At 71.9% G+C, this 25,261-nt stretch carries 17 protein-coding genes; 2 read left to right on the top strand and 15 right to left on the bottom strand.

The features are described from left to right. Positions 1-2 precede the first annotated feature (2 nt). From OG242_RS23580 to OG242_RS23550, 7 genes are all read right to left on the bottom strand, one after another. The gene (locus tag OG242_RS23580; protein ID WP_405900051.1) at positions 3-608 is read right to left on the bottom strand and encodes a TetR/AcrR family transcriptional regulator; all 606 of its coding nucleotides are present in this window, start codon (positions 606-608) and stop codon (positions 3-5) included. 86 nt (positions 609-694) lie between these two features. Next, positions 695-2,287, bottom strand: a complete 1,593-nt coding sequence (serA, locus tag OG242_RS23575; RefSeq protein WP_405900050.1) for a phosphoglycerate dehydrogenase — start codon at positions 2,285-2,287, stop codon at positions 695-697. A gap of 261 nt (positions 2,288-2,548) precedes the next feature. Continuing rightward, entirely contained in the window at positions 2,549-3,550 is a 1,002-nt protein-coding gene (ilvC, locus tag OG242_RS23570) for a ketol-acid reductoisomerase (protein WP_405900049.1), read from the bottom strand. Between the two features lie 117 nt (positions 3,551-3,667). Next, positions 3,668-4,195, bottom strand: coding sequence for an acetolactate synthase small subunit (gene ilvN / locus OG242_RS23565; protein WP_018102507.1), 528 nt, complete (start codon positions 4,193-4,195; stop codon positions 3,668-3,670). Between the two features lie 23 nt (positions 4,196-4,218). Continuing rightward, positions 4,219-6,075 (bottom strand): acetolactate synthase large subunit, encoded by a 1,857-nt coding sequence (locus OG242_RS23560; RefSeq protein WP_405900048.1) that lies wholly within the window; start codon positions 6,073-6,075, stop codon positions 4,219-4,221. A gap of 215 nt (positions 6,076-6,290) precedes the next feature. Continuing rightward, positions 6,291-9,152, bottom strand: a complete 2,862-nt coding sequence (locus OG242_RS23555; RefSeq protein WP_405900047.1) for a putative bifunctional diguanylate cyclase/phosphodiesterase — start codon at positions 9,150-9,152, stop codon at positions 6,291-6,293. 281 nt (positions 9,153-9,433) lie between these two features. Then, positions 9,434-10,396, bottom strand: a complete 963-nt coding sequence (locus OG242_RS23550) for a 2-hydroxyacid dehydrogenase (RefSeq protein ID WP_405900046.1) — start codon at positions 10,394-10,396, stop codon at positions 9,434-9,436. A gap of 327 nt (positions 10,397-10,723) precedes the next feature. Here OG242_RS23550 and OG242_RS23545 point away from each other — a divergent pair, with 327 nt between their 5' ends. Together OG242_RS23545 and OG242_RS23540 are read left to right on the top strand one after the other, a co-directional pair. Next, on the top strand, positions 10,724-11,680 hold the full coding sequence (locus tag OG242_RS23545) for an aldo/keto reductase (RefSeq protein ID WP_405901709.1): 957 nt from the start codon (positions 10,724-10,726) through the stop codon (positions 11,678-11,680). A gap of 157 nt (positions 11,681-11,837) precedes the next feature. Continuing rightward, complete coding sequence (locus OG242_RS23540; protein ID WP_405901708.1) at positions 11,838-13,025, top strand: PQQ-dependent sugar dehydrogenase; 1,188 nt, start codon at positions 11,838-11,840, stop codon at positions 13,023-13,025. A 17-nt stretch (positions 13,026-13,042) separates the two neighbouring features. On the opposite strand, the gene OG242_RS23535 is transcribed toward OG242_RS23540, so the two are convergent. From OG242_RS23535 to gatA, 8 genes are all read right to left on the bottom strand, one after another. Beyond that, complete coding sequence (locus tag OG242_RS23535) at positions 13,043-16,177, bottom strand: AAA family ATPase (protein WP_405900045.1); 3,135 nt, start codon at positions 16,175-16,177, stop codon at positions 13,043-13,045. A 71-nt stretch (positions 16,178-16,248) separates the two neighbouring features. Beyond that, positions 16,249-16,428, bottom strand: a complete 180-nt coding sequence (locus OG242_RS23530; RefSeq protein ID WP_405900044.1) for a hypothetical protein — start codon at positions 16,426-16,428, stop codon at positions 16,249-16,251. Between the two features lie 216 nt (positions 16,429-16,644). Next, positions 16,645-17,229, bottom strand: coding sequence for a hypothetical protein (locus tag OG242_RS23525; RefSeq protein ID WP_405900043.1), 585 nt, complete (start codon positions 17,227-17,229; stop codon positions 16,645-16,647). A gap of 64 nt (positions 17,230-17,293) precedes the next feature. Then, complete coding sequence (locus OG242_RS23520) at positions 17,294-19,507, bottom strand: MMPL family transporter (protein WP_405900042.1); 2,214 nt, start codon at positions 19,505-19,507, stop codon at positions 17,294-17,296. A gap of 189 nt (positions 19,508-19,696) precedes the next feature. Then, on the bottom strand, positions 19,697-21,805 hold the full coding sequence (locus OG242_RS23515; RefSeq protein ID WP_405900041.1) for a phosphocholine-specific phospholipase C: 2,109 nt from the start codon (positions 21,803-21,805) through the stop codon (positions 19,697-19,699). Between the two features lie 186 nt (positions 21,806-21,991). Next, positions 21,992-23,500, bottom strand: coding sequence for an Asp-tRNA(Asn)/Glu-tRNA(Gln) amidotransferase subunit GatB (gene gatB, locus OG242_RS23510; RefSeq protein ID WP_405900040.1), 1,509 nt, complete (start codon positions 23,498-23,500; stop codon positions 21,992-21,994). Positions 23,501-23,515: 15 nt separating this feature from the next. Further along, positions 23,516-23,749: a hypothetical protein gene (locus OG242_RS23505; RefSeq protein WP_405901707.1), complete on the bottom strand. Its 234-nt coding sequence runs from the start codon at positions 23,747-23,749 to the stop codon at positions 23,516-23,518. A gap of 8 nt (positions 23,750-23,757) precedes the next feature. After that, positions 23,758-25,260, bottom strand: a complete 1,503-nt coding sequence (gene gatA, locus OG242_RS23500; RefSeq protein WP_405900039.1) for an Asp-tRNA(Asn)/Glu-tRNA(Gln) amidotransferase subunit GatA — start codon at positions 25,258-25,260, stop codon at positions 23,758-23,760. Position 25,261: the final 1 nt, after the last annotated feature.

The raw sequence follows: 25,261 nt of genomic DNA, 5'->3' as shown, positions 1-25,261 counted from the left end.
GCTCAGCCCGCGGTCCCGCCCTCCGCCGGCCGGCCCTCCAGGATCACCTTGAGCCCGTCCGTCAGGTCCTGGGCGGACGGCGCGGAGTCGGTGTCCATCAGCCACTGGACCATCACCCCGGCGAGCAGCGCCTGGCAGAAGAGTCCGGCCACCCGGGCCCGCTCGGGGTCGGTCTCGGGGTCGACGCCCATCATGGTCTCGGCAAGTCCGTCGCGGCCGGCGCGCTGCGGTCCGGCGAGGGCCTTCTGCAGCTCGGGGTCGGAGTCGATCCGGGAGATGACCTCCATCTGGAGCTGCCAGACGGCCCGGGTCTCCTCGAAGCTCCCGATCACCCGTCTCCAGGTCTCGCGGAACTGGTCGAGCGGCGGGGCCGGGGCCTGAGGCTTCCCCTTGGCGCCGTCGTCGTCACGGGTGAGCGTCTCGCCCCACTCCTCCGTGACCTTGATGAAGGCGAGGTTGAGCAGCGCCTCCTTGGAGCCGTAGTGGTAGCCGATGGAGGCGAGGTTCGTGTCCGACGCGGCCACGATGTCGCGCGCGGTGGTGCGCGCGTACCCCTTCTCCAGCAGGCAGCGCTTGGCGCCTTCGAGCAGATCCTCACGATGTCCCATGACAGCAGCGTACCCGGCATGCAGACGTTCGTGTAAGACGCGCGTCTACATACCGGGTACGGGCGGGACCCGTGGGGCCCGGGAGGTCAGCCGGTGAGGTTCACCGAACGGGCCGAGGCGGCGCCGATCTCCGAGGAGATCTCGGCCAGCACGGCCACCGGGACGTCGTCGTCGACGGTGAGGACGACCAGCGCCTCGCCGCCCACGTCGGCGCGGGAGACCTGCATGCCCGCGATGTTCAGACCGGCCTCGCCGAGGATGCGGCCGACCGTGCCGACGACACCGGGGCGGTCCTCGTAGCGCAGGACGAGCATGTGGTCGGCGAGGGCCAGGTCCACGTCGTGCTCGCCGATGGCGACGATCTTCTGGAGGTGCTTGGGGCCGGCCAGCGTGCCGGAGACCGCGACCTCCTGGCCGTCGGAGAGCGTGCCCCGGACGGTGACCACGTTGCGGTGCTCGGGCGACTCGGAGCTGGTGGTGAGGCGGACCTCGACACCGCGCTCCTGCGCGAACAGCGGGGCGTTCACATAGGAGACCGTCTCGTCGACGACGTCCTCGAACACGCCCTTGAGCGCGGAGAGTTCGAGCACCTTGACGTCGTGCTGGGTGATCTCGCCGTACACCTCGACGTCCAGGCGGGCCGCGACCTCGCCGGCCAGCGCGGTGAAGATCCGGCCCAGCTTCTCGGCGAGCGGCAGCCCGGGGCGCACGTCCTCGGCGATGACGCCGCCCTGGACGTTGACCGCGTCGGGCACGAGCTCACCGGCGAGCGCGAGGCGCACGGACTTGGCGACCGCGATGCCCGCCTTCTCCTGCGCCTCGTCGGTGGAGGCGCCGAGGTGCGGGGTGCAGACGACCTGGTCGAACTGGAACAGCGGGGAGTCCGTGCAGGGCTCCTTCGCGTACACGTCGAGACCGGCGCCGGCGACGCGGCCCTCCTTGAGCGCGGAGGCGAGCGCCTCCTCGTCGACGATGCCGCCGCGCGCGGCGTTGACGATGCGCACGGTGGGCTTCACCTTGTGCAGCGCCTCGTCGCCGATCAGGCCCAGCGTCTCCGGGGTCTTCGGGAGGTGCACGGTGATGAAGTCGGAGACCTCGAGCAGCTCGTCCAGCGAGAGGAGCTTGACGCCCATCTGCGCGGCGCGCGCGGGCTGCACGTAGGGGTCGTACGCGACGATCTTCATGCCGAAGGCCGACATGCGCTGGGCGACCAGGACGCCGATGCGGCCGAGGCCGACGACGCCGAGGGTCTTCTCGCTCAGCTCGACACCGGTGTACTTCGAGCGCTTCCACTCGCCGTTCTTCAGGGCGGTGTTGGCCTGCGGGATGTGGCGCGCGGTGGCCACGAGCAGACCGCAGGCCAGCTCGGCGGCGGTGACGATGTTGGAGGTCGGGGCGTTCACGACCATCACGCCGGCCTTGGTGGCGGCGGCGACGTCGACGTTGTCCAGACCGACGCCCGCGCGGGCGACGACCTTCAGCTTCTTCGCGGCGGCGATGGCCTCGGCGTCGACCTTGGTGGCGGAGCGCACCAGGATGGCGTCGACATCGGCGATGGCGGGGAGGAGCTCGGCGCGGTCAGCGCCGTTGCAATGCCGGATCTCGAAATCCGGGCCCAGGGCGTCCACCGTGGCGGGCGACAGCTCTTCAGCGATGAGTACGACAGGTTTCGAGCTCACGTGAGTCCTCACAGATCCAGTGCGGACGGCCGTCCCGACGGCCGCAGGCGTGGAGGGGCTTGCCGCGTGGAAGACGCACGACACTGTGGGCCTGACGCGTGTATGTGGAGCAGTGTAGTCATGCGCGGGAGCGTGTTCGGCGCCCCCTGGAAAGGATCACCCACACGAGGCCGGGCAGCTTGTACACACGTACGACCCCGCCTCTTCCAGCGGTGCGTAGGTGCCGGGGACGGGCCGTGACCCGCCCCCGGCACCGGGGTGTTACGCGTCCTCGTCGTTGACCCAGCTCATGAGCTTGCGCAGCTCACGGCCGGTGGTCTCCAGGAGGTGGTTCTCGTCGGCCTTCTTGTACTCGTTGTACTTGGGCAGACCGTTGTGGTACTCGGCCATCCAGTTCTTGGCGAAGGTGCCGTCCTGGATCTCGGCGAGGACCTTCTTCATCTCGGCCTTGGTGGCGTCCGTGATGATGCGCGGGCCGGTGACGTAGTCGCCCCACTCGGCGGTCTCCGAGATGGACCAGCGCATCTTCTCCAGGCCGCCCTCGTACATGAGGTCGACGATGAGCTTCAGCTCGTGCAGGCACTCGAAGTAGGCGATCTCCGGCTGGTAGCCGGCCTCGGTCAGGGTCTCGAAACCGGCCTTGACCAGAGCGGCGGTGCCACCGCAGAGAACGGCCTGCTCGCCGAAGAGGTCGGTCTCGGTCTCCTCGGTGAAGGTCGTCTTGATGACGCCGGCGCGGGTGCCGCCGATGCCCTTCGCGTACGACAGGGCGAGCGCCAGGCCGTTGCCCGAGGCGTCCTGCTCGACGGCCACGATGCACGGGACGCCGCGGCCCTCCTCGTACTGACGGCGGACCAGGTGGCCCGGGCCCTTCGGGGCGACCATGCAGACGTCGACGTTGGCCGGCGGCTTGATGAAGCCGAAGCGGATGTTCAGGCCGTGGCCGAAGAACAGCGCGTCGCCGTCCTTGAGGTTGTCCTTGACGGACTCCTCGTAGACCTGGGCCTGGATCGGGTCCGGGACGAGGATCATGATGACGTCGGCCTCGGCGGCGGCCTCGGACGGGGTCACCACGCGCAGGCCCTGCTCCTCGGCCTTGGCCTTGGACTTGGAGCCCTCGTGCAGACCGACACGGACGTCGACACCCGAGTCACGCAGCGACAGCGCGTGGGCGTGGCCCTGGCTGCCGTAGCCGAGAACCGCGACCTTGCGGCCCTGGATGATGGACAGGTCGGCATCGTCGTCGTAGAACATCTCGGCCACTGGGTCTTCTCCTTGGTGTGCAGGTGTTGCGTCCCACCGTACGGCGGGGTGCGTCAGATACGTTTTCGGGTCTCGCCATACGAGCGGCGTCGGCAGGCCGGCGGGTCCCCGGGGGTTTTACGCCGAGCGGTCGAGGGCGCGCAGGGACCGGTCGGTGATCGAGCGCGCGCCGCGCCCTATGGCGATGGTGCCGGACTGGACGAGCTCCTTGATGCCGTACTGCTCCAGCATCTTGAGCATCGCCTCCAGCTTGTCGGCGCCGCCGGTCGCCTCGATCGTGACGGCCTCGGGCGAGACGTCGACGGTCTTGGCGCGGAACAGCTGGACGATCTCGACGATCTGGGAGCGGGTCTCGTTGTCGGCGCGGACCTTCACCAGGACGAGCTCCCGCTGGATCGCAGCGGACGGCTCGAGTTCGACGATCTTCAGGACGTTGACCAGCTTGTTGAGCTGCTTGGTCACCTGCTCCAGGGGCAGGTCCTCGACATTCACGACGATGGTGATGCGGGAGATGTCGGGGTGTTCGGTGGTGCCGACCGCGAGCGAGTCGATGTTGAACCCGCGGCGGGAGAACAGGGCGGTGATCCGGGCCAGGACACCGGGCTTGTTCTCGACCAGGACGGAGAGCGTGTGCTTGGTGGACATGGAAGTCGGTCTCTCTCTGTCTCTCAGTCGTCTTCGTTGTCGCCGAAGTCGGGGCGGACGCCGCGGGCGGCCATGACCTCGTCGTTGGAGGTGCCGGCGGCGACCATCGGCCACACCATGGCGTCCTCGTGGACGATGAAGTCGACGACGACCGGGCGGTCGTTGACCGCGTTGGCCTCGGCGATGACCTTGTCCAGGTCGGCCGGGTCCTCGCAGCGGATCGCGTAGCAGCCCATGGCCTCGGACAGCTTCACGAAGTCGGGCACCCGGGTGCCCTTCGCCGCGTTGCCGTCCGTGTCGGCGCCGGAGTGCAGCACGGTGTTGGAGTACCGCTGGTTGTAGAACAGGGTCTGCCACTGGCGGACCATCCCGAGCGCGCCGTTGTTGATGATGGCGATCTTGACCGGGATGTTGTTCAGGGCGCAGGTGGTGAGCTCCTGATTCGTCATCTGGAAGCAGCCGTCGCCGTCGATCGCCCAGACCGTGCGGTCGGGCATGCCGGCCTTGGCGCCCATCGCGGCGGGGACCGCGTAGCCCATGGTCCCGGCGCCGCCGGAGTTGAGCCAGGTGGCGGGCTGCTCGTACTGGATGAAGTGCGAGGCCCACATCTGGTGCTGGCCGACGCCCGCGGCGAAGATCGTGTCCGGCGGGGCGAGCTCGCCGATGCGCTGGATCACCTGCTGCGGGGAGAGGCTGCCGTCCTCGGGGAGGTCGTAGCCGAGCGGGTAGGTCTCGCGCCAGCGGTTGAGGTCCTTCCACCACGCGCTGTAGTCCCCGGTGTTGCCCTCGGTGTGCTCGGCCTGGACTGCCTGCACGAGGTCGGCGATGACCTCGCGGGCGTCGCCCACGATCGGGACGTCGGCCGCACGGTTCTTGCCGATCTCCGCCGGGTCGATGTCCGCGTGGACGACCTTGGCGTACGGGGCGAAGCTGTCCAGCTTGCCGGTGACCCGGTCGTCGAAGCGGGCGCCGAGGGCGACGATCAGGTCGGCCTTCTGGAGCGCGGTGACGGCGGTGACCGAGCCGTGCATACCGGGCATGCCCACGTGCTGCGGGTGGCTGTCGGGGAAGGAGCCGAGCGCCATCAGGGTGGTGGTGACGGGCGCTCCGGTCAGCTCGGCCAGCACCTTGAGCTCGGCGGTGGCCCCGGCCTTCATGACGCCGCCGCCCACGTAGAGCACCGGGCGCTTGGCCTGGGTGATGAGCTTGGCGGCCTCGCGGATCTGCTTGGCGTGCGGCTTGGTCACCGGGCGGTAGCCGGGCAGGTCCATGACCGGCGGCCAGCTGAAGGTGGTCTTCGACTGGAGCGCGTCCTTGGCGATGTCGACCAGGACCGGACCCGGGCGGCCGGTGGAGGCGATGTGGAATGCCTCGGCGATCGTGTGCGCGATGTCCTCGGCGCGGGTGACCAGGAAGTTGTGCTTCGTGATCGGCATGGTGATGCCGCAGATGTCGGCTTCCTGGAAGGCGTCCGTGCCGATGGCGCTGGAGGCCACCTGACCTGTGATCGCGACCATGGGCACGGAGTCCATGGCGGCGTCGGCGATCGGGGTGACGAGGTTGGTGGCACCCGGCCCCGAGGTGACCATGCAGACGCCGACCTTGCCGGTGGCCTGCGCGTAGCCGGTGGCCGCGTGGCCTGCGCCCTGCTCGTGGCGGACCAGGACGTGGCGGACGCGGGTGGAGTCCATCAGCGGGTCGTACGCCGGGAGAATGCAGCCGCCGGGGAGTCCGAACACCGTGTCGGCCCCTACCTCCTCGAGAGAACGAATGAGGGACTGCGCGCCCGTGACGTGCTCAACGGTGGCGGAGGACGATCCGCCGGTACGGGCCCGCGGCTGGGGATGGTGGGCCCCGGTGGCCTGCTCGGTCATCGGCATTCTCTTCTCGAAGCTGAGGTTTTTGCGAGTGTTTTACGACGTTTTGCCTGGTCCGGTGCAACAAAAAACCCCTCGTGCCGTGAGGCAAGCGAGGGGAGCGCGCCGGTGCGGTCTGCAGGGTGCCATGGAGGGACCCTGCTTCAGCCGACGCGCTTTCCAAGTACGAGAATTCGGGTGCGCATGGCATTGACCCTCTCTCCGACGCACTCGGAGTGTCAAGTGGGTGGGACGGGCGTCTCACCATGTGAACCCGCCAGGGACGGGATCGAGCCGCCCGCCAGGACGGGCTGCGCGGGCACCCCGCCGGGCACCGGAAACGTACCGCGGGCCAGGGCGCGGCGCAGGCGGTATTCGTCGAGAGGTCCGGAGAACGCCGCGCCCTGGCCGTGCGTGCACCCCATGGCGCGCAGGGCGAGTACCTGTTCCGGGACGTCGACGCCGTCGGCCACGGACTGCATGCCGAGGTCGCAGGCGATCCGCAGCAGCCCGCTGGTGATCTTGTGCAGCCGGGCCGACTCGACGACGCCCTCCACCAGGCCGCGGTCCAGCTTGAGCACGTCGATGGGGAGCCGGCGCAGGGCGTTGATCGCCGCGTAGCCGCTGCCGAAGCCGTCGAGGGCGATACGGACGCCCAGGCGGCGCAGGGCGGCCAGGCGCTGTTCCAGTTCCTCGAAGGAGACCCGGGGGTCGCTGTCCGCGACCTCGATCATGAGCGCCCCGGACGGCAGCCCGTACCGCGTGAGCAGCGCCTCGACGGAGCCGGCCGGGAAGCCCCGGTCGAGCAGCCTGCGGGCCGGGAGGCGGACGGCCACCGGGACGGGGTGGCCGGACCCGGCCCGGTCGGCGGCCTGCTCGACGGCCTCCTCCAGGAGCCAGCGGCCTAGCTCGGCGGTGCGGTCGCCGTCCTCGGCGATCCGGAGGAACTCGGCGGGCGTGAAGAGGATGCCCTGGGCGGAGCGCCAGCGGGCCTGGGCGGCGACGGCCGCGACCGTGCCGGTGGCCAGGTGGACGACGGGCTGGTGGAGCAGCGCGAACTCGCCGTCGCGCAGGGCGCCGCGCAGCCGGGTCGCCAGCTCGGAGCGGCGCACCACGTCGGCCTGCATCTGCGGGGCGTACAGCTCGACGCGGTTCTTGCCGCCGGCCTTGGCGCGGTACATCGCGAGGTCCGCGTTGCGCATGAGGTCGTTGGGGCTGATGCCGGGCTCGGCGAAGGCGACGCCGATGGAGGCGGTAACGCGCACCTCGCCGGGGCCGATGCGGTACGGCTCGGAGAGCGTGAGGCGCAGCCGGTCGGCGATCTCGTGGACCTGGCACTCGCGGGCGTCCTGCTCGCGGCCGGCGTCGCCGACGATGAGGGCGGCGAACTCGTCGCCCCCGAGGCGGGCGGCGGTGTCCCCGGCCCGGACGGACTCCTGGAGGCGGCGGGCGGCCTGGACGAGCAGCTCGTCGCCCGCCTGGTGGCCGAGCCGGTCGTTGGCCGCCTTGAAGCCGTCCAGGTCGATGAAGAGGACGGCGGTGCCCGCGTCCCCGGCCCGGCGGCCGCCGAGGGCCTGGCGGACCCGGGAGGTGAACAGGGCCCGGTTGGGCAGGTCGGTGAGCGGGTCGTGCTCGGCGTTGTGCTGCAACTGGGCCTGGAGGCGAACCCGTTCGGTGACGTCCCGGCTGTTGAGGATCAGGCCGCCCTGGTGGCGGTTGACGGTGGACTCGACGTTGAGCCAGTCGCCGGAGCCGGAGCGGAAACGGCACTCGATGCGGGTGGCGGGCTCCTCGCCGGGCGGGGCGGCCAGGAAGCGGCGCACCTCGTGGACGACCCGGCCGAGGTCGTCGGGGTGGATGATCGAGGACAGCTCCGCGCCGACCAGCTCGTCCGCGTCGCGCCCGTAGACACCGGCGGCGGCGGGGCTGACGTAGCGCAGGACGCCGCTGGGTGCGGCGATCATGATGACGTCGCTCGAGCCCTGCACCAGGGACCGGAAGTGGTTCTCCTTCTGGGCCAGTTCCTGGGTGAGGGCGATGTTGTCGACGAGCATGATGCCCTGCCGGACGACGAGCGCGAGCACCACCGTGCACCCGGTGAACACGACGACGCGGTCCACCCGGCGTCCCTCGATGACGTTGTACAGGATGCCCAGGGTGCAGACGGCCGCGGCGAGATACGGGGTCAGCGCGGCCAGTGAGCCGGCGATGGGGCGGCTGGTGGTGCGCGGGGCCTCCCGGTCCGCGTCCGCGTCCGCGTCCGCGTCCGCGACAGCCTGGTCCGCGTCGCGGGCGGCGCCCCAGGGGGCGTACGCCAGGAGCAGCGAGCCGGCGAACCAGCCGGCGTCGAGCAACTGCCCGGAGTGGTAGGTCTGGCGCAGCAGCGGCGAGGTGAACAGGGCGTCGCACAGGACGGTGAGGGCGAGCGCGGCGATGGCGGTGTTCACCGCGGCGCGGTTGACGCTGGAGCGCCGGAAGTGCAGGGCGAGGACCATCGAGACGAGCACGATGTCCAGCAGCGGGTAGGCCAGCGAGAGGGCCGCCCGGGCCACGCTGTCGCCCTCGGCGTCCGCCACGTGCGCGGTGTGGGCGAGGGCGAGGCTCCAGGACAGGGTGAGGAGTGAGCCGCCGATCAGCCAGGCGTCGAGGGCCAGGCAGACCCAGCCGGCGCGTGTGACGGGTCTCTTGGCGAGGACGAGGAGCCCGACGATGGCGGGCGGCGCGAAGCAGAGGAAGAAGAGGTCGGCGAGGGAGGGGCTCGGGACCTGGACGCCGCGCACGCACTCGTACCACCCCCATACGGCGTTGCCGCTCGAGGCCATCAGCGAGGAGAGCGCGAACAGCAGCCAGGCCGGCCGGAACCGGATGTCGGCGGCACGGGCGAAGAGGAAGCAGGAGACGGCGGCGGCGAGGGCGGCGGCGCTGAGGCCGAAGTCCCCCATGAACAGGGCCACCCGGGCCGAGCCCCACCCGGTGCCCGCGCCCACCGCGTATCCCCCGCAGACGAGGCCGAGGGTGACCTGCGGGAGCAGCGCGGAGGTGCGGCCCGCCCCGGACTCCCCGGCGACGAGCGCTCCGCGGGTGCTCGCCGGGGCGCTCACCGCGGCCCTCCCGTGGTCCCCGGCCGGCCGCGGCGCCGGCTCACCGGGCCTTCCGTCGAGCGCGGTCGGCCCTGCCGTGCCCGGTCGTTCGCCCATCGGCCGTCCATCGCCCGTCGCCCCCTCGCGTGTGGCTGGCTCCCCGGCGCCGTCCCTGCCACGGCGCAGCACCCCTTTCGGGACGATACACCAGACTCGTCACTCAGGGACATAGTACCTCTACTCTCCGTGACGACCTGCGGTGTTGTGGCCACGGAGGGGAGCCGGACGTGCCCGGTGCGTGGTCAGCCGGTGGTGCGTACGACGTTCTCCAGCGGCTGCCCCGCGGCGAAGCGGGTGAGCTGTCCGGCGATCAATCGCTCGGCGCGCGGCAGGAACGCGGAGGTGCTGCCGCCCACGTGCGGGGTGATGAGGACGTTCGGAGCATGCCAGAGGGGATGGCCGGAAGGCAGCGGCTCGGGGTCGGTGACGTCGAGGGCGGCGCGCAGCCGGCCGGACTCGAGTTCGGACAGCAGGGCCCCGGTGTCGACGACCGGGCCGCGCGCGACGTTGACCAGGAGTGCCCCGTCCCGCATCGCCGCGAGGAAGTCCGCGCCCGCCAGCCCCTGTGTGGAGGGGTTCAACGGGGTGGACAGGATGACCACATCGGCCTCGGGCAGCAGGGCGGGCAGGTCGTCGAGCGTGTGTACGGGGCCGCGTGCGGTTGTCCGTGCGGAGCGCGCGACGCGTGCGACCCGCGCGCACTCGAACGGCGCGAGCCGGTCCTCGATGGCCGAGCCGATCGATCCGTAGCCCACGATGAGCACGGACTTGTCGGCGAGCGCCGGGTAGAAGCCGGACCGCCACTCCTCCTTGTCCTGGCCGTGCACGAAGCCGGGGAACCCGCGCAGCGAGGCCAGGATCAGCGCGAGGGCCAGCTCGGCGGTGGACGCCTCGTGGACACCCCTGGCGTTGCACACCCGTACCCCGGCGGGCAGTCCGGCGAGGCCGGGCTCGACGTGGTCGGTGCCCGCCGACAGTGTCTGCACGACCTGGACCCGGCGCATCTGCGGGAGCGGCCGGACCGCGATCTCCAGCCCCTTCATGTAGGGGACGACGTAGTAGGCGCAGTCGGCGGGGTCGGCCGGGAAGTCCTCGGCGCCGTCCCAGAAGTGGTACGTCAGCCCCTCGGGGAGCCCGTCGATCTCCTCGGCGGGGAGCGGCAGCCAGACCTCGGGGGCGGAGGCGGAATGCGTGGTGGAAGTCATGGTCAGGAGGCTATGCGAAGCCCTTGGGGGTGCAGAGGTTAGGTTGTTGGGCGGTGCGAGGCCGTGTCCGTGCAGTCCCGTCGTACGCCCGAAGGGCGTGGCCTGCGGCGCATGGTGCATCCCCAAGTTCTCGGCTTCGCTCGAACAGGGGAGACCCCACTCCTCGGCGTGCCGGCCGAGATCCCTCGTACTGGATGTACTTGGGATTTCGGCCGGTGCGGCGAGAGTGCGTGCCAGGCGTCGCAGGCCAGACGGGACTGCACGGACACGGCCTAGGAAGGGTTCGGGGAGTTGGAGCGCAGGAGTCTCGGGGCGGCGGCGCTCGCCGTGGGGGCGGTCGGTCTCGGCTGCATGCCGATGAGCTGGGCGTACAGCGCCTCCCAGCAGCGGGGGGACCGCGCGCTGCGGGCGGTGCACGCGGCGCTGGACGCGGGCGTCGATCTGCTCGACACCGCCGACATGTACGGGCCCTTCACCAACGAGCTGCTGGTGGGACGGGCGTTGAAGGGGCGCCGGGCGCAGGCGTTCGTGTCCACCAAGTGCGGGCTGCTCGTGGGCGATCAGCACATCGTGGCCAACGGCAGGCCCGGTTATGTGCGGCGGGCCTGCGACGCCTCGCTGCGGCGGCTGCAGACCGATGTGATCGACCTGTACCAATTGCACCGCGCCGACCCCGAGGTGCCCGTCGAGGAGACGTGGGGCGCGATGGCGGAGCTGGTGGGCGCGGGCAAGGTGCGGGCGCTGGGGCTGTGCGCCGTCGGGGCGCGGGCGTCGCGGCGGCCGGGTGCGCGGATGCATGACGGAACGATCCGGCAGCTGGAGCGGGTGCAGCAGGTCTTTCCGGTCAGCGCGGTGCAGGCGGAGCTGTCGGTGTGGTCGCCGCAGGCGCTGGAGTCGCTGCTGCCGTGGTGCGTGGACCGGGGCATCGGCTTCCTGGCCGCGATGCCGCTGGGCAACGGCTTCCTGACGGGCACGCTGACGCCGGGCCAGGGGTTCGAGCCGGAGGACCTGCGGGCCAGGCATCCGCGGTTCACGGCCGAGATGATGGCGGCGAACCAGCCGCTGGTGGTGGGGCTGCGCCGGGTCGCCGAACGGCACGGTGCGACGCCCGCGCAGGTGGCCCTGGCGTGGGTGCTGCACCAGGGCCCGCAGGTGGTGCCGGTGCCGGGCACCAAGCGGGAGGACTGGGCCGTGGAGAACGCGGGAGCGGCCGGTCTGGCTCTGACGGAGCGGGACCTGGCCGAGATCGACCGGCTGCCGGCGGCGCGCGAGTCCTGGGACTAGCCGGTCCGGAAAGCACCCCGGTCTGCGCCCGCTCGGTGTAAGAACAGGGGACAGGCGGCAGTTGAAGGGACAGGGTGCGGTGTTCGGATCAGTGCAGGGCCCCGAGGGGCGTCAAACGGGGCACGGCCGGGGCGGCCCGGGGGCGCGGCGGGGCACGGTGGCCGTGCTGGCGGCCGGCGCGCTGCTGTTCGCCGCGGGGTGCGGCTCGCCGGAGGGCATGGAGAGTTCGGCGGGCCAGGGCGCGAGTTCTCCGGCGCACTCCCCCTCCGCGTCGCCCCGGAAGTCCGCCTCCCCGTCGCCGTCCGTATCGCGCCCCCCGGCCGACCAGCCGCCCGCCAAGGGCTCGGCGAAGGTGGTGTCGACGCTCACCGACGGGCTGAAGTCCCCCTGGGGCCTGGCGGCGCTGCCCGGCGGCGACCTCCTCGTGGGCTCCCGGGACAAGGGGACGATCACCCTGGTCGACGCGAAGACCGGCAAGAAGAAGCTCCTCGGCACGGTCCCCGGCGTCGCCCCGGCCGGCGAGGGCGGGCTGCTTGGCCTCGCCGTCTCCCCCGACTTCGGCTCGGACCACCTGGTGTACGCGTACTTCACCACCGCGTCGGACAACCGCATCGCCCGCATGATCTACGACGAGAACGGCTCGCCCGGCCAGTTGCTGGGCGCCCCCGACACGATCCTGCGGGGCATCCCCAAGGGGCAGATCCACAACGGCGGCCGGATCGCCTTCGGCCCGGACCACATGCTGTACGCGGGCACGGGCGAGACGGGCGACGACGGCCGCGCCCAGGACAAGGAGTCGCTCGCGGGCAAGATCCTGCGCATGACGCCCGACGGCGAGCCGTTGCACGGCAACCCGGAGGCCGACTCCGTGGTGTATTCGTACGGGCACCGCAATGTGCAGGGGCTCGCCTGGGACGCGGAGAAGCGGCTGTGGGCCTCCGAGTTCGGCCAGGACACCTGGGACGAGCTGAACCTGATCGAGCCGGGCGGCAACTACGGCTGGCCGGACGTGGAGGGCACCGCGCACAAGGAGGGCTTCCGGGACCCGGTCGCCCAGTGGAAGACCTCCGAGGCGTCACCGAGCGGCATCGCCTACGTCAAGGGCTCCGTCTGGATGGCCGGCCTGCGCGGCGAACGGCTGTGGCGCATCCCGCTGTCCCGGGAGGACGGGGCGGCGAAGGAGCCCCTGGCGGACCCGCAGGCGTTCCTGGAGGGCCAGTACGGGCGGCTGCGGACCGTGCTGGCGGCGGGCGGCGACAAGCTCTGGCTCGTCACGAGCGAGACGGACGGACGGGGCACGCCGAAGTCGGGCGACGACAGGATCCTGCTGGTGCGGGTGAAGTAGCGCCCGGGCTCGCCGCCTCAGCCGCGCTCCGGCACCGGGTACAGCCGCAGCCGGTGGGCCAGCGCGGCGGCCTCGCCGCGGCCCGCGACGCCCAGCTTGGCCAGGATGTTGGAGACGTGGACGCTCGCGGTCTTCGGCGAGATGTAGAGCTCCTCGGCAATGCGGCGGTTGGTGAGTCCGGCGGCGACCAGCCGGTGCACGTCCTGCTCGCGCGGAGTCAGCCCGAAGGACTCCACGGCGGCGGCCGCGGCCCGCAGCTGCTCCTCGGAGGGGTCCCGGGCGGGCCCGGGGACGCCGGTCCCGTCGGGGACCACGACCGCGGCGGGTATCCCCTCGGCCGCGCCCGGACCGGCCAGGGCGATGCGGGCGCGGCCGGCCAGCAGCTCGATGGTCTCGGTGAGCGGGCGGGCCCCGAGCCGTACGGCGGTGGTGTGCGCCTCGCGGAGCAGGCCGGTGGCGGCGGCCCGGTCCGTGGAGGCGACGAGCAGGGCCTCGGCCCAGCGGTGGCGGATCTGCGCCAGATCGTACGGGCGGTGCAGCGGGTCGAACGCCTGGGCGGCGCGCTCCCAGTGGCCGGGGGTGTCGACGCCCTCGGCCCTGGCCAGCTCCGCTTCGACGAGCAGGACGTAGCCGGACCAGACCGGGACGAGGGCCGGCAGCCGCTTGAGGTGGCTGCGGACCAGGGCGAGGACGGCCGGCCGGCCCGGTTCGGTGGCGGGCAGGCCCCGGGCGTCGGCCTCGGCCGCCGCGACGGCGTGCAGCATCGGGAAGGCGTAGCGCTGGGTGCCGGTCGGGAAGCCCTCGGCTGCCTGGGCCTCGAACGCGGCGCGCGCCTCGGGCAGGCGGCCCTGCTGCGCGGCGATCTGGATGGCGTGCCGTACGGGGTTGATGAAGTGCTGCGGCTGGGGGTCGCTGGAGCCGAAGCAGCGGCGGGTCAGCGCCAGTTGCCGTTCGGCCTCGGCGAGGTCGCCGCGGGCCAGGGCGATCTCGGTGCGGCGGGCGGCGACCAGCCCCTGGGACTTGCGGGACAGCGACTTGCGGGCGGCGGCCTCGGTGGTGGCCAGGGACTCGTCCCAGCGGCCCAGCGAGAACAGGGACATGGCCTGGTTGGTGCGGACCCACGCCTCCATGTCCGCGACGCCGTGCTCGTGGCAGATGCGGATGCCGTGGTCGGCGGCGGCCACCGCCTCCAGGGAGCGGCCCATCGCCTCCAGCGTGGAGGGGAGGTTGATGCTCGCCCGGCCCATGATGTCGATGAGGCCCAGTTCGTCGGCCCGGTCACGGACGGCGTACATCTCGGCGATGCCCTCGTCGACGGCGCCCGCGTCCGCGTTGAGCCAGCCGCGGGTGAGCCGGGCGTGCAGCTCGATGTATTCGTCGCCGACCAGCTTCGCGTACTCCACGGCCCGTTCGGCGGCGGCCAGGGTGTCGGCGCCGGGGCGGTGCAGGGCGCCCCAGCCGGCCACCATCATCAGGACGTCCGCGTGCACCGCGGACGGGGGCAGGCCCCGGACCAGCCGCTCGGCCGTGGCCAGCTCCTCCCAGCCGTCACCGCGCGTGAGGTCCTGGACCAGGCGGGAGCGCTGGACCCAGAACCAGGCGGCGCGCAGGGCGTCCTCCTCGCCCTCCAGGATGCGCAGGGCCTTCTTGCAGATGGCGAAGGCCCGTTCCCGCTCGCCGCCGAGCCGGGCGGCGACGGTGGCCTCGGCCATCAGGTCGAGATAGGTCAGGGGTGTGGAGGCGTCGCGGCCGCAGCTGGGGTACACCTCGGCGTAGTCGATGGGGCGCAGTGTGCTCCGTACGTCCTCGGGGGCGTCGTCCCACAGCTCCAGGGCGCGTTCCAGCAGGCGCAGTTGCTCGGCGTAGGCGTTGCGGTGGCGGGCCTTCACGGATGCCTTGAGGACGGCGGGCAGCGCCTTGGCCGGGTCGTGCGCCCCGTACCAGTAGCTGGCGAGGCGGGTGGCGCGCTCGCCGTCGCAGACGAGCCCCGGGTCGGCCTCCAGGGCTTCCGCGTAACGGCGGTTGAGGCGGGAGCGCTCGCCGGGCAGCAGGTCGTCGCTGACGGCCTCGCGGACCAGGGAGTGGCGAAAACGGTAGCCGTCGCCCTCGGGGGTGGTGAGCAGCAGATTGGCGCCGACGGCGGTGCGCAGGGCCTCGATGAGGTCGTCCTCGGCGAGCCCGGCGACGGCGGCGAGCAGCTTGTACTCGACGGCGGAGCCGCCCTCGGCGACGATCCGGGCGACCTTCTGGGCGTCGGCGGAGAGGGTCTCGACGCGGACGAGGAGGAGGTCGCGCAGCGAGTCGGGCAGGCCGTCACCGGCTCCGCTGCCGCACTCCAGGGTGCAGGCGAGCTCCTCGACGAAGAAGGCGTTGCCGTCGGAACGCTCGAATATCTCGTCCACCAGGGCGGGTTCGGGGGTGCCTGCGAGGATGCCGGCGAGCTGGCGGCGGACCTCGGACCGGGTGAACCGGGAGAGTTCGATGCGGCGGACGGTGCGCAGCCGGTCGATCTCGGCGAGGAGGGGGCGCAGCGGGTGGCGGCGGTGGATGTCGTCGGCGCGGTAGGTGCCGACGACGACGAGGCGGCCGCTGCGCAGGGTGCGGAAGAGGTAGGCCAGGAGGTGGCGGGTGGAGGAGTCCGCCCAGTGCAGGTCCTCCAGGACGAGGACGACGGCCCGGTCGGCGGAGAGGCGCTCCAGGAGCCGGACGGTCAGTTCGAAGAGGCGGGCGGTGCCGAGCTCGTCGGAGCTGTCCCGGCCGGGCTCGCCCAGCTCGGGCAGGAGCCTGGCCAGTTCGCCCTCCTGGCCGGCGCAGGCGGCGGCCATCTCCTCGGGCAGGGTGCGGCGCAGGGCGCGCAGGGCCGTGGAGAAGGGGGCGTACGGCAGTCCGTCGGCGCCGATCTCGACGCAGCCGCCGACGGCGACGACGGCCTCGCGGCGGGCGGCGACGGCGAGGAACTCCTCGACCAGGCGGGTCTTGCCGACCCCCGCCTCGCCGCCGATGAGCAGGGCCTGCGGTTCACCGCAGAACCCTCCGGCCGCACCGGAGGGTTCCGTGGTGGCGCGGGTGAGCGCGCCGGTGAGCGAGTTGAGTTCGCCGGTGCGGCCGACGAACACGGGGCTGACTGACCTGGTCTCCACGTGGGCGAGCATCGCACACGGGTCCGACAGTGCGGACGGAATGAGCCGGGGGCCGGCCGGCCGGCTCCGGTCCACGACAGGCCCTACGCGGCGTGCGTGAACCGGTCCCGTATCCCGCTGGTACTCACCGTCCTCCCGCCCTCCTTGCGGGCGGTCCGGCGGGCGGCGCGGCGGCTGCGGTGCACCTCACCGGCGAGCCGCTCGGCGCCGGCGCGGCGCAGGAGTTCGGCGTGCATGACCTTGTGGAGTTCGTACTCGAACATGGGATGTCCCCCTGGGGTGAGGGCCCTTGTGGGCCTCGGTGGCGGCAGTTCCTCTGCCGTGCCACCACTCTCGTCCCCCAGGGGGGTCCGCCACATCGGGCGTCTTCCGCATCTGTGGCCTACGGGCGCCTTAGGTCCGGGGCCCTACCACCACCCGGGACCGGTGAAACCCCCCGGACATGCCTTAGTACGTGGTTCCGGCGCTCCGGAACCGTCCTATCCGGCCGTGGTGGGCAGGGCCACGATGAGGTCGAAGTACATGGCCACGGAGATGAGTACGCCGAGCGCGCCCAGGGCGATGCCGCCGCGGGCCACCGCGCGGACCCAGCCGGCCTGCGGCTGCCGGGCCGGGGCGCCGAACGCGGGCCGGACGAGGACGTAGGTGCCGACGAGCAGGGCGAGCAGCCCGAAGAGGCCGTTGACCAGGGCGGTGGCGTGCCAGGCGTCGCCGTATATCTCGTTGATCTGCTGGGCGGCCGAGCCGCCGGAAGAGGTCTTGATCTGGCCGACCAGGGTCTCGCGCTCGGCGGCGACCCGGCCGCTCCAGGCGCCGGTGAGCGCGACGACGCCGAGCCCGGCGGAGACGACCGCCGCGGACGCGGCGGCGAGCCGCCCGGAGGTCTCCTCGTCGGTGTCGTCGTCGGTGTCGTCGTCGGCCTCCTCGACGGCTTCCGCATCGGTCACGGCCCCCGGGCCCGTCTCGTCCTGGTCGTGCTGTTCCGGATTCTCCGCGGTGACGCGGTCGGTCGTGTCGGTCGTCTTCTCGCCGTCGGCGACGGCTTCGGGCGTCGTGGGGTTCATGGAGCGCACGCTAGGTGCCGCAGATGAGAGGCCCCTTAACGCCCGCCGGCACCCCGGCGCGCGGTCAGTGGACGCGCTGGGCCGGCTCCTCCTCGCACGTCCGCACCCCCGGCGCCGGCACGCGTGTCACCGGGCGGTCCGGCGGTTCGATGCTCAGGCGGGGCAGCCGGCGCTCCAGCCAGCCGGGCAGCCACCAGTTGGCGCCGCCCAGCAGGTGCATCAGGGCCGGGACGAGCAGGGTGCGCAGCACGAAGGCGTCCAGGGCCACGGCCGCCGCCAGGGCGATGCCGAACATCGAGATGACGCGGTCGCCGCTGAGGACGAAGGCGAGGAACACCGAGATCATGATCACGGCGGCCGAGTTGATCACCCGGCCGGTCTCGGCGAGGCCGACGCGGACCGCTCTCCGGTTGTCGCGGGTCTCCAGCCACTCCTCGTACATCCGGCCGACCAGGAAGACCTGGTAGTCCATGGAGAGGCCGAAGAGCACGGAGACCATGATCACCGGGAGGAAGGGTTCGATGGGGCCGGCGCCGCCGAGGCCCAGCAGTTCGCTGCCCCAGCCCCACTGGAAGATCGCGACGACGACACCGAACGACGAGGCGACCGCCGCGACGTTCATCGCCGCCGCCTTCAGCGGGATACCGATGGACCGGAAGGCCAGCAGCAGGAGCAGACAGCCCAGCCCTATGACGACCCCGACGAACAGCGGCAGCTTGCCGATGATGATCTGCGCGAAGTCGTCGTAGCTGGCCGTCACCCCGCCCACGTGCGTCTCCAGCGAGGTGTTGTCGGCCGCCTTCGGCAGCACGTCCGTACGCAGCCGCTCCACGAGGTCGCTGGTCGCGCGGGACTGCGGGGAGGAGTCGGGGACGACGGTGACGTACGCGGTGTCGCCTCCGGCGTTGTACGTCACCGGGTGGGCCCAGGCCACCCCGTCGACCGCGCGCAGGGTGGCGGGCAGGGCGTCCATCGCGAGCCGGTCGTCGGCGCCGTCCAGGTGCGCGGCGACGGTGAGCGGCCCGTTGACGCCGGGGCCGAATCCGTCGGCGAGGAGGTCGTACGCCTGCCGGGTGGTGGCGGACTCGGCGTTGTTGCCCTGGTCGGAGCTGCCGAGGTGGAGCGAGAAGGTGGGCAGCGCGAGGACGAGCATCACGACGGCGGCCACGGCGCCCAGGAGCTTGGGGTGCCGCTCCACGAAGGCGGACCAGCGGGCGGCGAAGCCGGTGGGGAGTTCGGGCTGCGGCCCGTGCTCGGCCAGCCGGGCCCGTTCGCGCCGGCTCAGCGCCCGCAGCCCGATGAGCGACAGCAGGGCGGGGAGCAGGGTCACCGAGGCGGCGACGGTCAGGACGACGGTGAGCGAGGCCGCGATGGCCACGCCGTTGAGGAAGCTCAGGCGCAGGATCAGCATGCCGAGCAGCGCGATGCAGACGGTGGCCCCGGCGAAGACGACGGCCCGCCCGGTCGTGGCGACCGCGTACTGCGCGGCCTCGGGCACGGTCATGCCGCGTCGCAGTCCTCTGCGGTGCCGGGTGACGATGAACAGGGCGTAGTCGATGCCGACACCGAGCCCTATCAGCATGCCGAGCATGGGCGCGAAGTCGGCGACGGTCATCAGGTGTCCGAGGAGCACGATGCCCGCGTACGCCGTGCCGACCGAGACGAGCGCGGTGGCGATGGGCAGCATGCTCGCGGCGAGCGAGCCGAAGGCGAGGAAGAGCACGACGGCCGCGACGGCGACCCCGATGACCTCGCTGAGATGCGCGGCGTGCGCCTCGGTGAGCGCGACGGCCTGGCCGCCCAGTTCGACGCGCAGGTGCGGGCTCTCGGCGGCCTTCGCGGTGTCCACGACCGCCTGCGCCTGCGCCACGGGGACGTCGTCGGCGCGCTGGTCGAAGGTGACGGTGGCGTACGCGGTGTGCCCGTCGGTGCTGATCTGCGCGGCGCCGGTCTCGGTGTACGGACTCTGCACCGCCCCGACGCCGGGCAGCCGTTCGACGGCGTGCAGGGTGCGGGTCAGCTTCTGCTCGACGTCGGTGGCCCGCACCGTGGAGTCCGCGGTGTGCCAGACGATGGTGTCGGTGTCGCCGCCGAGGTCGGTGAAGCCGCTCTTCAGCAGCTCGGCGGCCCGGCCGGACTCGGTGCCGGGCGCCTCGTAGTCGTTGGAGTAGGCCGATCCCGCGAACCCCGCGGCGGCGGCCGTGCCGCCGAGGGCGAGCAGCCAGACGAGAACGGCGATGAGGCGGTGTGTGACGCACCAGCGGGCGATGGCTGCCAAGGGGACGCGCTCCCTGTGGGTTCGTGGACCTTTACCCGCAGATGGAGTGATCTGCCCGCAAACGTCTCATGACCTGAGAACGCCACTCTGACAGCAGAAGGTGATCCTTTGTCCGTTTCGTGGCCATGGTCACAGGGCCCGGCCCGGAGGTGCACCGGGATGGATCAGGCCCTGCGACCCGAGGCCCGGTCAGCCGGAGACGCTCGCCCGGCCGTCCTCGATGTGCCCCATCAGGCGTCGCCGGAAGCCGCTCTCGCCCTCGGCCGTCACCGCCAGGTCGTACCAGCCGTGGGCGTCGGCCGCCGAGTGCACGACCGTACGGCTGCGGCCCGGCTTGACGGTGACACGGCGGGTCCAGCCCCTCAGGTCCGCCTCGTCCACGTATCCGAGCGGCCGCACCAGGAAGGTCAGGGTCCGGCGGCCGTCGTTCCGCAGGGTGAGGTGCAAGTCGCGGTCGCGGCCGTCGATGCGAGTGGTGACCTCCGCCCCGCCGTCGGCCGGTCCCTCGAACTCGCGCCGGAAGCCGTTCGGCCCGGTGACCGTGAAGCGGTACGCCTCGCCCGTCCGCGCAACCGTCCAGTGCCCGTCGCCCCGGACGTCCTGGTGCTGCGGAGCCGGGAACTCGCCCGCGTACGGGTACAGCGCGAAGTGCGCCGACGCCTTGCCGCTGTTGGCGAGCTCCACCCGCAGGCCGCCGCCGGTCCGCCGGACCTGGGCGTCGGGCTGGTAGGGCAGCGGGCGCGCCGGGCGTACGCCTGGCTCCTGCTCGGGCAGCCGCTGGACGGCGGGCGGCTTCGGCTGCCAGCGGCCGCCGAGCGGCGGGATCGCCCCGGGCCGCTCCACGGCCGGCTGCCGCCGCTGCCGGGAGAAGTCGAACGCGGAGGTGAGGTCGCCGGTGACCCGGCGCCGCCAGTCGCTGATGTTGGGCTCCGTCACGCCCGTCCAGCGCTCCAGGAAGCGGATGACGGAGGTGTGGTCGAAGACCTCGGAGCAGACGTAGCCGCCCACGGTCCACGGCGAGACGACGAGCATCGGCACCCGGATGCCGAGGCCGGTGGGCCGCCCCTCCCACTGCTCGTCGCTCACCCCGGGAGGCGCGACGGGCGGCGGGACGTGGTCGAAGAAGCCGTCGTTCTCGTCGTAGTTGATCAGCACGGCGGTGTGCCGCCACACGTCCGGGTGCTTGCCGAGCGCGTCGAGGATCTTGTAGACGACGGTGGCGCTGTGCACCGGCGAGGAGACGCTCGGGTGTTCGGAGTCGATCGCCGAGGGGACCAGGTAGGAGACCTCGGGGAGTGTTCCGGCCGCCACGTCCTCGGCGAACTCGTCGGCCAGCGTCCCGGTCGGCACCCGGCGCAGCGCCCGCTCGAACAGGCTGCGTTCCTTCCGGGTGAGTGTGGCCACGCCCTCGTCGAGGAGCCCGAGCAGCCGCTCCCGCTCAGCCTCCGAGGCGCCCCGGACCTCCGCGTAGAAGGACTCCATGTAGGTGTGGCCGCCGGTCCTCGCCAGGGCCTTGCGGGCGACGGCCTTGAAGGTGGCGTAGAACTCGATCTGGTTGTCGGTGAAGTTCTCCCACTCGGTGTACGTACGCCAGCTGCGCCCGGCCTTCTCCAGCCGTTCGGCATAGGTGGACCAGTCGTAGCCGGGGTGCGTGCCCTCGCCGTACGCGTCGTTGCCGACGGCCCGCTTCCCGTTCGGCTCGAAGCCGGTCTTCCCGCTCCACAGATGGTTGCGGTTGGGGCTGGTGGAGCTGTGGATCGAGGAGTGGTACGCGTCGCAGACGGTGAAGGTGTCGGCCAGCTCGTAGTGCAGCGGGATGTCGCGGCGGTCGTAGTACGCCATCGTGGCCGCGGTCTTGGCGCTGATCCAGCCGTTCATCCAGCCGCCGCCCCAGGCCTTCGCACCGCCGTTCCAGGAGTGGTCGAGGGCGCCGATGTACTGGAGGTCCTGTCGCTGCTCCTCGGCGGCCTCACGCACCGGGAAGGGCAGCACGGTGGAGCCGGCCGCGCCGGGCTGCTCGAACACCGTCCTGCCGGTGGGCAGTTCGACGGCATTGCGGTCGCCGAAGCCGCGTACGCCGCGCAGGGTGCCGAAGTAGTGGTCGAAGGAACGGTTCTCCTGCATCAGGATCACCACGTGCCTGATGTCCCGCAGCCCTCCGCCACCGGCCCCCGCGTGGGCGGGCTGCGCGGCGATGGCGGCCTGGAGCGACGGCGGCAGGAACGATCCCGCCGCAGCGGCGCCGAGCGCGCCGCCGCCCAGCGCGAAGAGCCGTCGCCGTGACATGTCCGTGGTCAAAAGAGCCTCCCCATTCCGGTGGTTACAGCCGGGAAGCTATGCAGGCCGGGTGGCGCGGGGAAGGACTGCGCACGGACCGGTGGTGAACGTCCAACAGGTCCGCCCGAAAGTCCGAGCACGCCGAAGGGGCGGTGCCCCCGGTCCGGAAACCGGGAACACCGCCCCTTCGGGCCGTACGGGAAAAGCTCAGCCCTCGACGCCGAGCTTCTCCAGGATCAGCTCGCGCACCCGGGCCGCGTCCGCCTGGCCGCGGGTCGCCTTCATGACCGCGCCGACCAGCGCACCGGCCGCCGCGACCTTGCCGCCGCGGATCTTGTCCGCGATCGCGGCGTTGCCCGCGATGGCCTCGTCCACGGCGGTGGACAGGGCGCCCTCGTCGGAGACGACCTTCAGGCCGCGCTTCTCGACGACGGTGTCCGGGTCGCCCTCGCCGGCGAGCACGCCGTCCAGGACCTGGCGGGCCAGCTTGTCGTTGAGGTCGCCCGCGGCGACGAGCTCGGCGACCCGGGCGACCTGCGCCGGGGTGACGGGCAGCTCGTCGAGGCCGCGGCCGGTCTCGTTGGCATTGCGGGCCAGCTCGCCCATCCACCACTTGCGGGCCTGGTCCGACGGGGCGCCCGCCTCGGTCGTGGCCACGATCAGGTCGACCGCGCCCGCGTTGAGGATGGACTGCATGTCGTGCTCGGAGACGCCCCACTCCTCCTTGAGCCGGGCACGGCGCAGCCGCGGCAGCTCGGGGAGGCCCTTGCGCAGCTCCTCGACCCACTCCCGGGCCGGGGCGACCGGCACCAGGTCGGGCTCGGGGAAGTAGCGGTAGTCCTCGGCGTTGTCCTTGATGCGGCCGGCCGTGGTGGAGCCGTCCTCCTCGTGGAAGTGCCGGGTCTCCTGGACGATCGTGCCGCCGGAGTTCAGCACCGCGGCGTGGCGCTGGATCTCGAAGCGGGCGGCCCGCTCGACGGAACGCAGCGAGTTCACGTTCTTCGTCTCGGAGCGGGTGCCGAACTTCTCGGTGCCGTTCGGGCGCAGCGACAGGTTGACGTCGCAGCGCATCTGGCCCATCTCCATGCGGGCCTCGGAGACGCCGAGCGCCTTGATGAGCTCGCGCAGCTCGGCGACGTACGCCTTGGCGACCTCGGGGGCCCGCGCGCCCGCTCCCTCGATCGGCTTGGTGACGATCTCGATGAGCGGGATGCCCGCGCGGTTGTAGTCGAGCAGGGAGTGGGACGCGCCGTGGATACGGCCGGTGGCGCCGCCGACGTGCGTCGACTTGCCGGTGTCCTCCTCCATGTGGGCGCGTTCGATCTGCACCCGGAAGATCTCGCCGTCCTCCAGCTGGACGTCCAGATAGCCGTCGTAGGCGATCGGCTCGTCGTACTGGGAGGTCTGGAAGTTCTTCGGCATGTCCGGGTAGAAGTAGTTCTTCCGGGCGAAGCGGCACCACTCGGCGATCTCGCAGTTCAGCGCGAGACCGATCTTGATCGCGGACTCCACGCCGATCTCGTTGACGACCGGCAGCGCGCCGGGCAGACCGAGACAGACCGGGCAGGTCTGCGAGTTGGCGTCCTGCTTCAGCTCGGTCGAGCAGCCGCAGAACATCTTCGTCTTGGTGCCGAGCTCCACATGGACCTCAAGGCCCATGACGGGGTCGTACGTCGCGAGGGCGTCCTCGTACGACTCCAGGTCGATGACAGTCACGGAAAACTTTCCCTCTCAGCCCAGCAGTACGTCGTCGTCGCCGAGACGCTTCAGTTCGCGATAGAGGATCGCGAGGCCGGTGGCGATGGCGGCGGCGGACACGGCGGCGTCGATGAGGCGCAGCGTGTCGTTGTCCGAGCGGGCCAGCTTCGCCTGCTTAGCGACGCTGAGCACACCGAAGGCGGTGGTGCCCATCGACACGTACAGCCCGGTCTTCGACTTCTTGAAGTTCTTGGCCTTCTTGGTCATGGCGGCGCTCATAGCGAAGGAGCCTCCTCGATCAGCGGGTGTCCCCACTTTTCCACGAAAGCGGCCTCGACGGCGGCTCCGACCTTGTACAGCCGGTCGTCCTTCATGGCGGGGGCGATGATCTGCAGCCCGACCGGAAGGCCGTCCTCCGGCGCCAGGCCGCAGGGCAGCGACATGGCGGCGTTGCCGGCCAGGTTGGTCGGGATGGTGCACAGGTCGGCCAGGTACATCGCCATCGGGTCGTCGGCGCGCTCGCCGATCGGGAAGGCGGTGGTGGGCGTGGTCGGCGAGACGATCACGTCGACCTGCTCGAACGCCTGCTCGAACTCGCGGGTGATCAGCGTGCGGACCTTCTGCGCGGAGCCGTAGTACGCGTCGTAGTAGCCGGAGCTGAGCGCGTACGTGCCGAGGATGACGCGGCGCTTGACCTCGTCGCCGAAGCCGGCCTCGCGGGTGAGCGCGGTGACGTCCTCGGCGGACTTCGTGCCGTCGTCCCCGACGCGTAGCCCGTAGCGCATGGCGTCGAACCGGGCGAGGTTCGAGGAGCACTCGGACGGCGCGATCAGGTAGTACGCCGACAGCGCGAGGTCGAAGGTCGGGCAGTCCAGCTCGACGACCGTGGCGCCGAGCGACTTCAGCAGCTCGACGGACTCGTTGAAGCGCTGGACGACACCGGCCTGGTAGCCCTCGCCGGAGAACTGCTTGACGACACCGACGCGCATGCCCTGGACGGAGCCCTTGCGCGCGGCCTCGACGACCGGCGGGACCGGTGCGTCGATCGACGTCGAGTCCATCGGGTCGTGCCCGGCGATCGCCTCGTGCAGCAGCGCCGCGTCCAGGACCGTGCGGGCGCAGGGGCCGCCCTGGTCGAGGGAGGACGAGAAGGCGACCATGCCGTAGCGGGAGACCCCGCCGTAGGTGGGCTTGACGCCGACCGTGCCGGTGACGGCCGCGGGCTGGCGGATGGAGCCGCCGGTGTCCGTGCCGATGGCGAGGGGGGCCTCGTACGCGGCGAGGGCGGCGGAGGAGCCGCCGCCGGAGCCGCCCGGGATGCGGGTGAGGTCCCAGGGGTTGCCGGTGGGGCCGTAGGCGCTGTTCTCGGTGGAGGACCCCATGGCGAACTCGTCCATGTTGGTCTTGCCGAGGATGACGACGTCGGCGGCCTTCAGCTTCTGGGTGAGGGTCGCGTCGTACGGCGGGACCCAGCCCTCGAGGATCTTCGAGCCGACGGTGGTCGGCATGTCCTTCGTGGTGAAGATGTCCTTGAGCGCGAGCGGGACGCCGGCCAGCGGGCCGAGCTTCTCGCCGGCCGCCTTCTTGGCGTCCACGGCGCGGGCCTGGGCGAGCGCGCCCTCGCGGTCGACGTGCAGGAAGGCGTGCACCTTCTCGTCGACGGCGTCGATCCGGGCGAGGTGGGCCTCGGTGACCTCGACGGCGGTGAGCTCGCCGGAGGCGATCTTCGCGGCGATCTCGGCCGCGGTGAGCTTGATGATGCTGCTGATGTCCGTCATG

Origin of the sequence: Streptomyces sp. NBC_00727, from assembly GCF_045161745.1 — a bacterium.
GTDB lineage: Bacteria > Actinomycetota > Actinomycetes > Streptomycetales > Streptomycetaceae > Streptomyces.
Note: the sequence above shows the minus strand (reverse complement) of the source record. Positions and strands in the feature narration are given on the sequence as shown.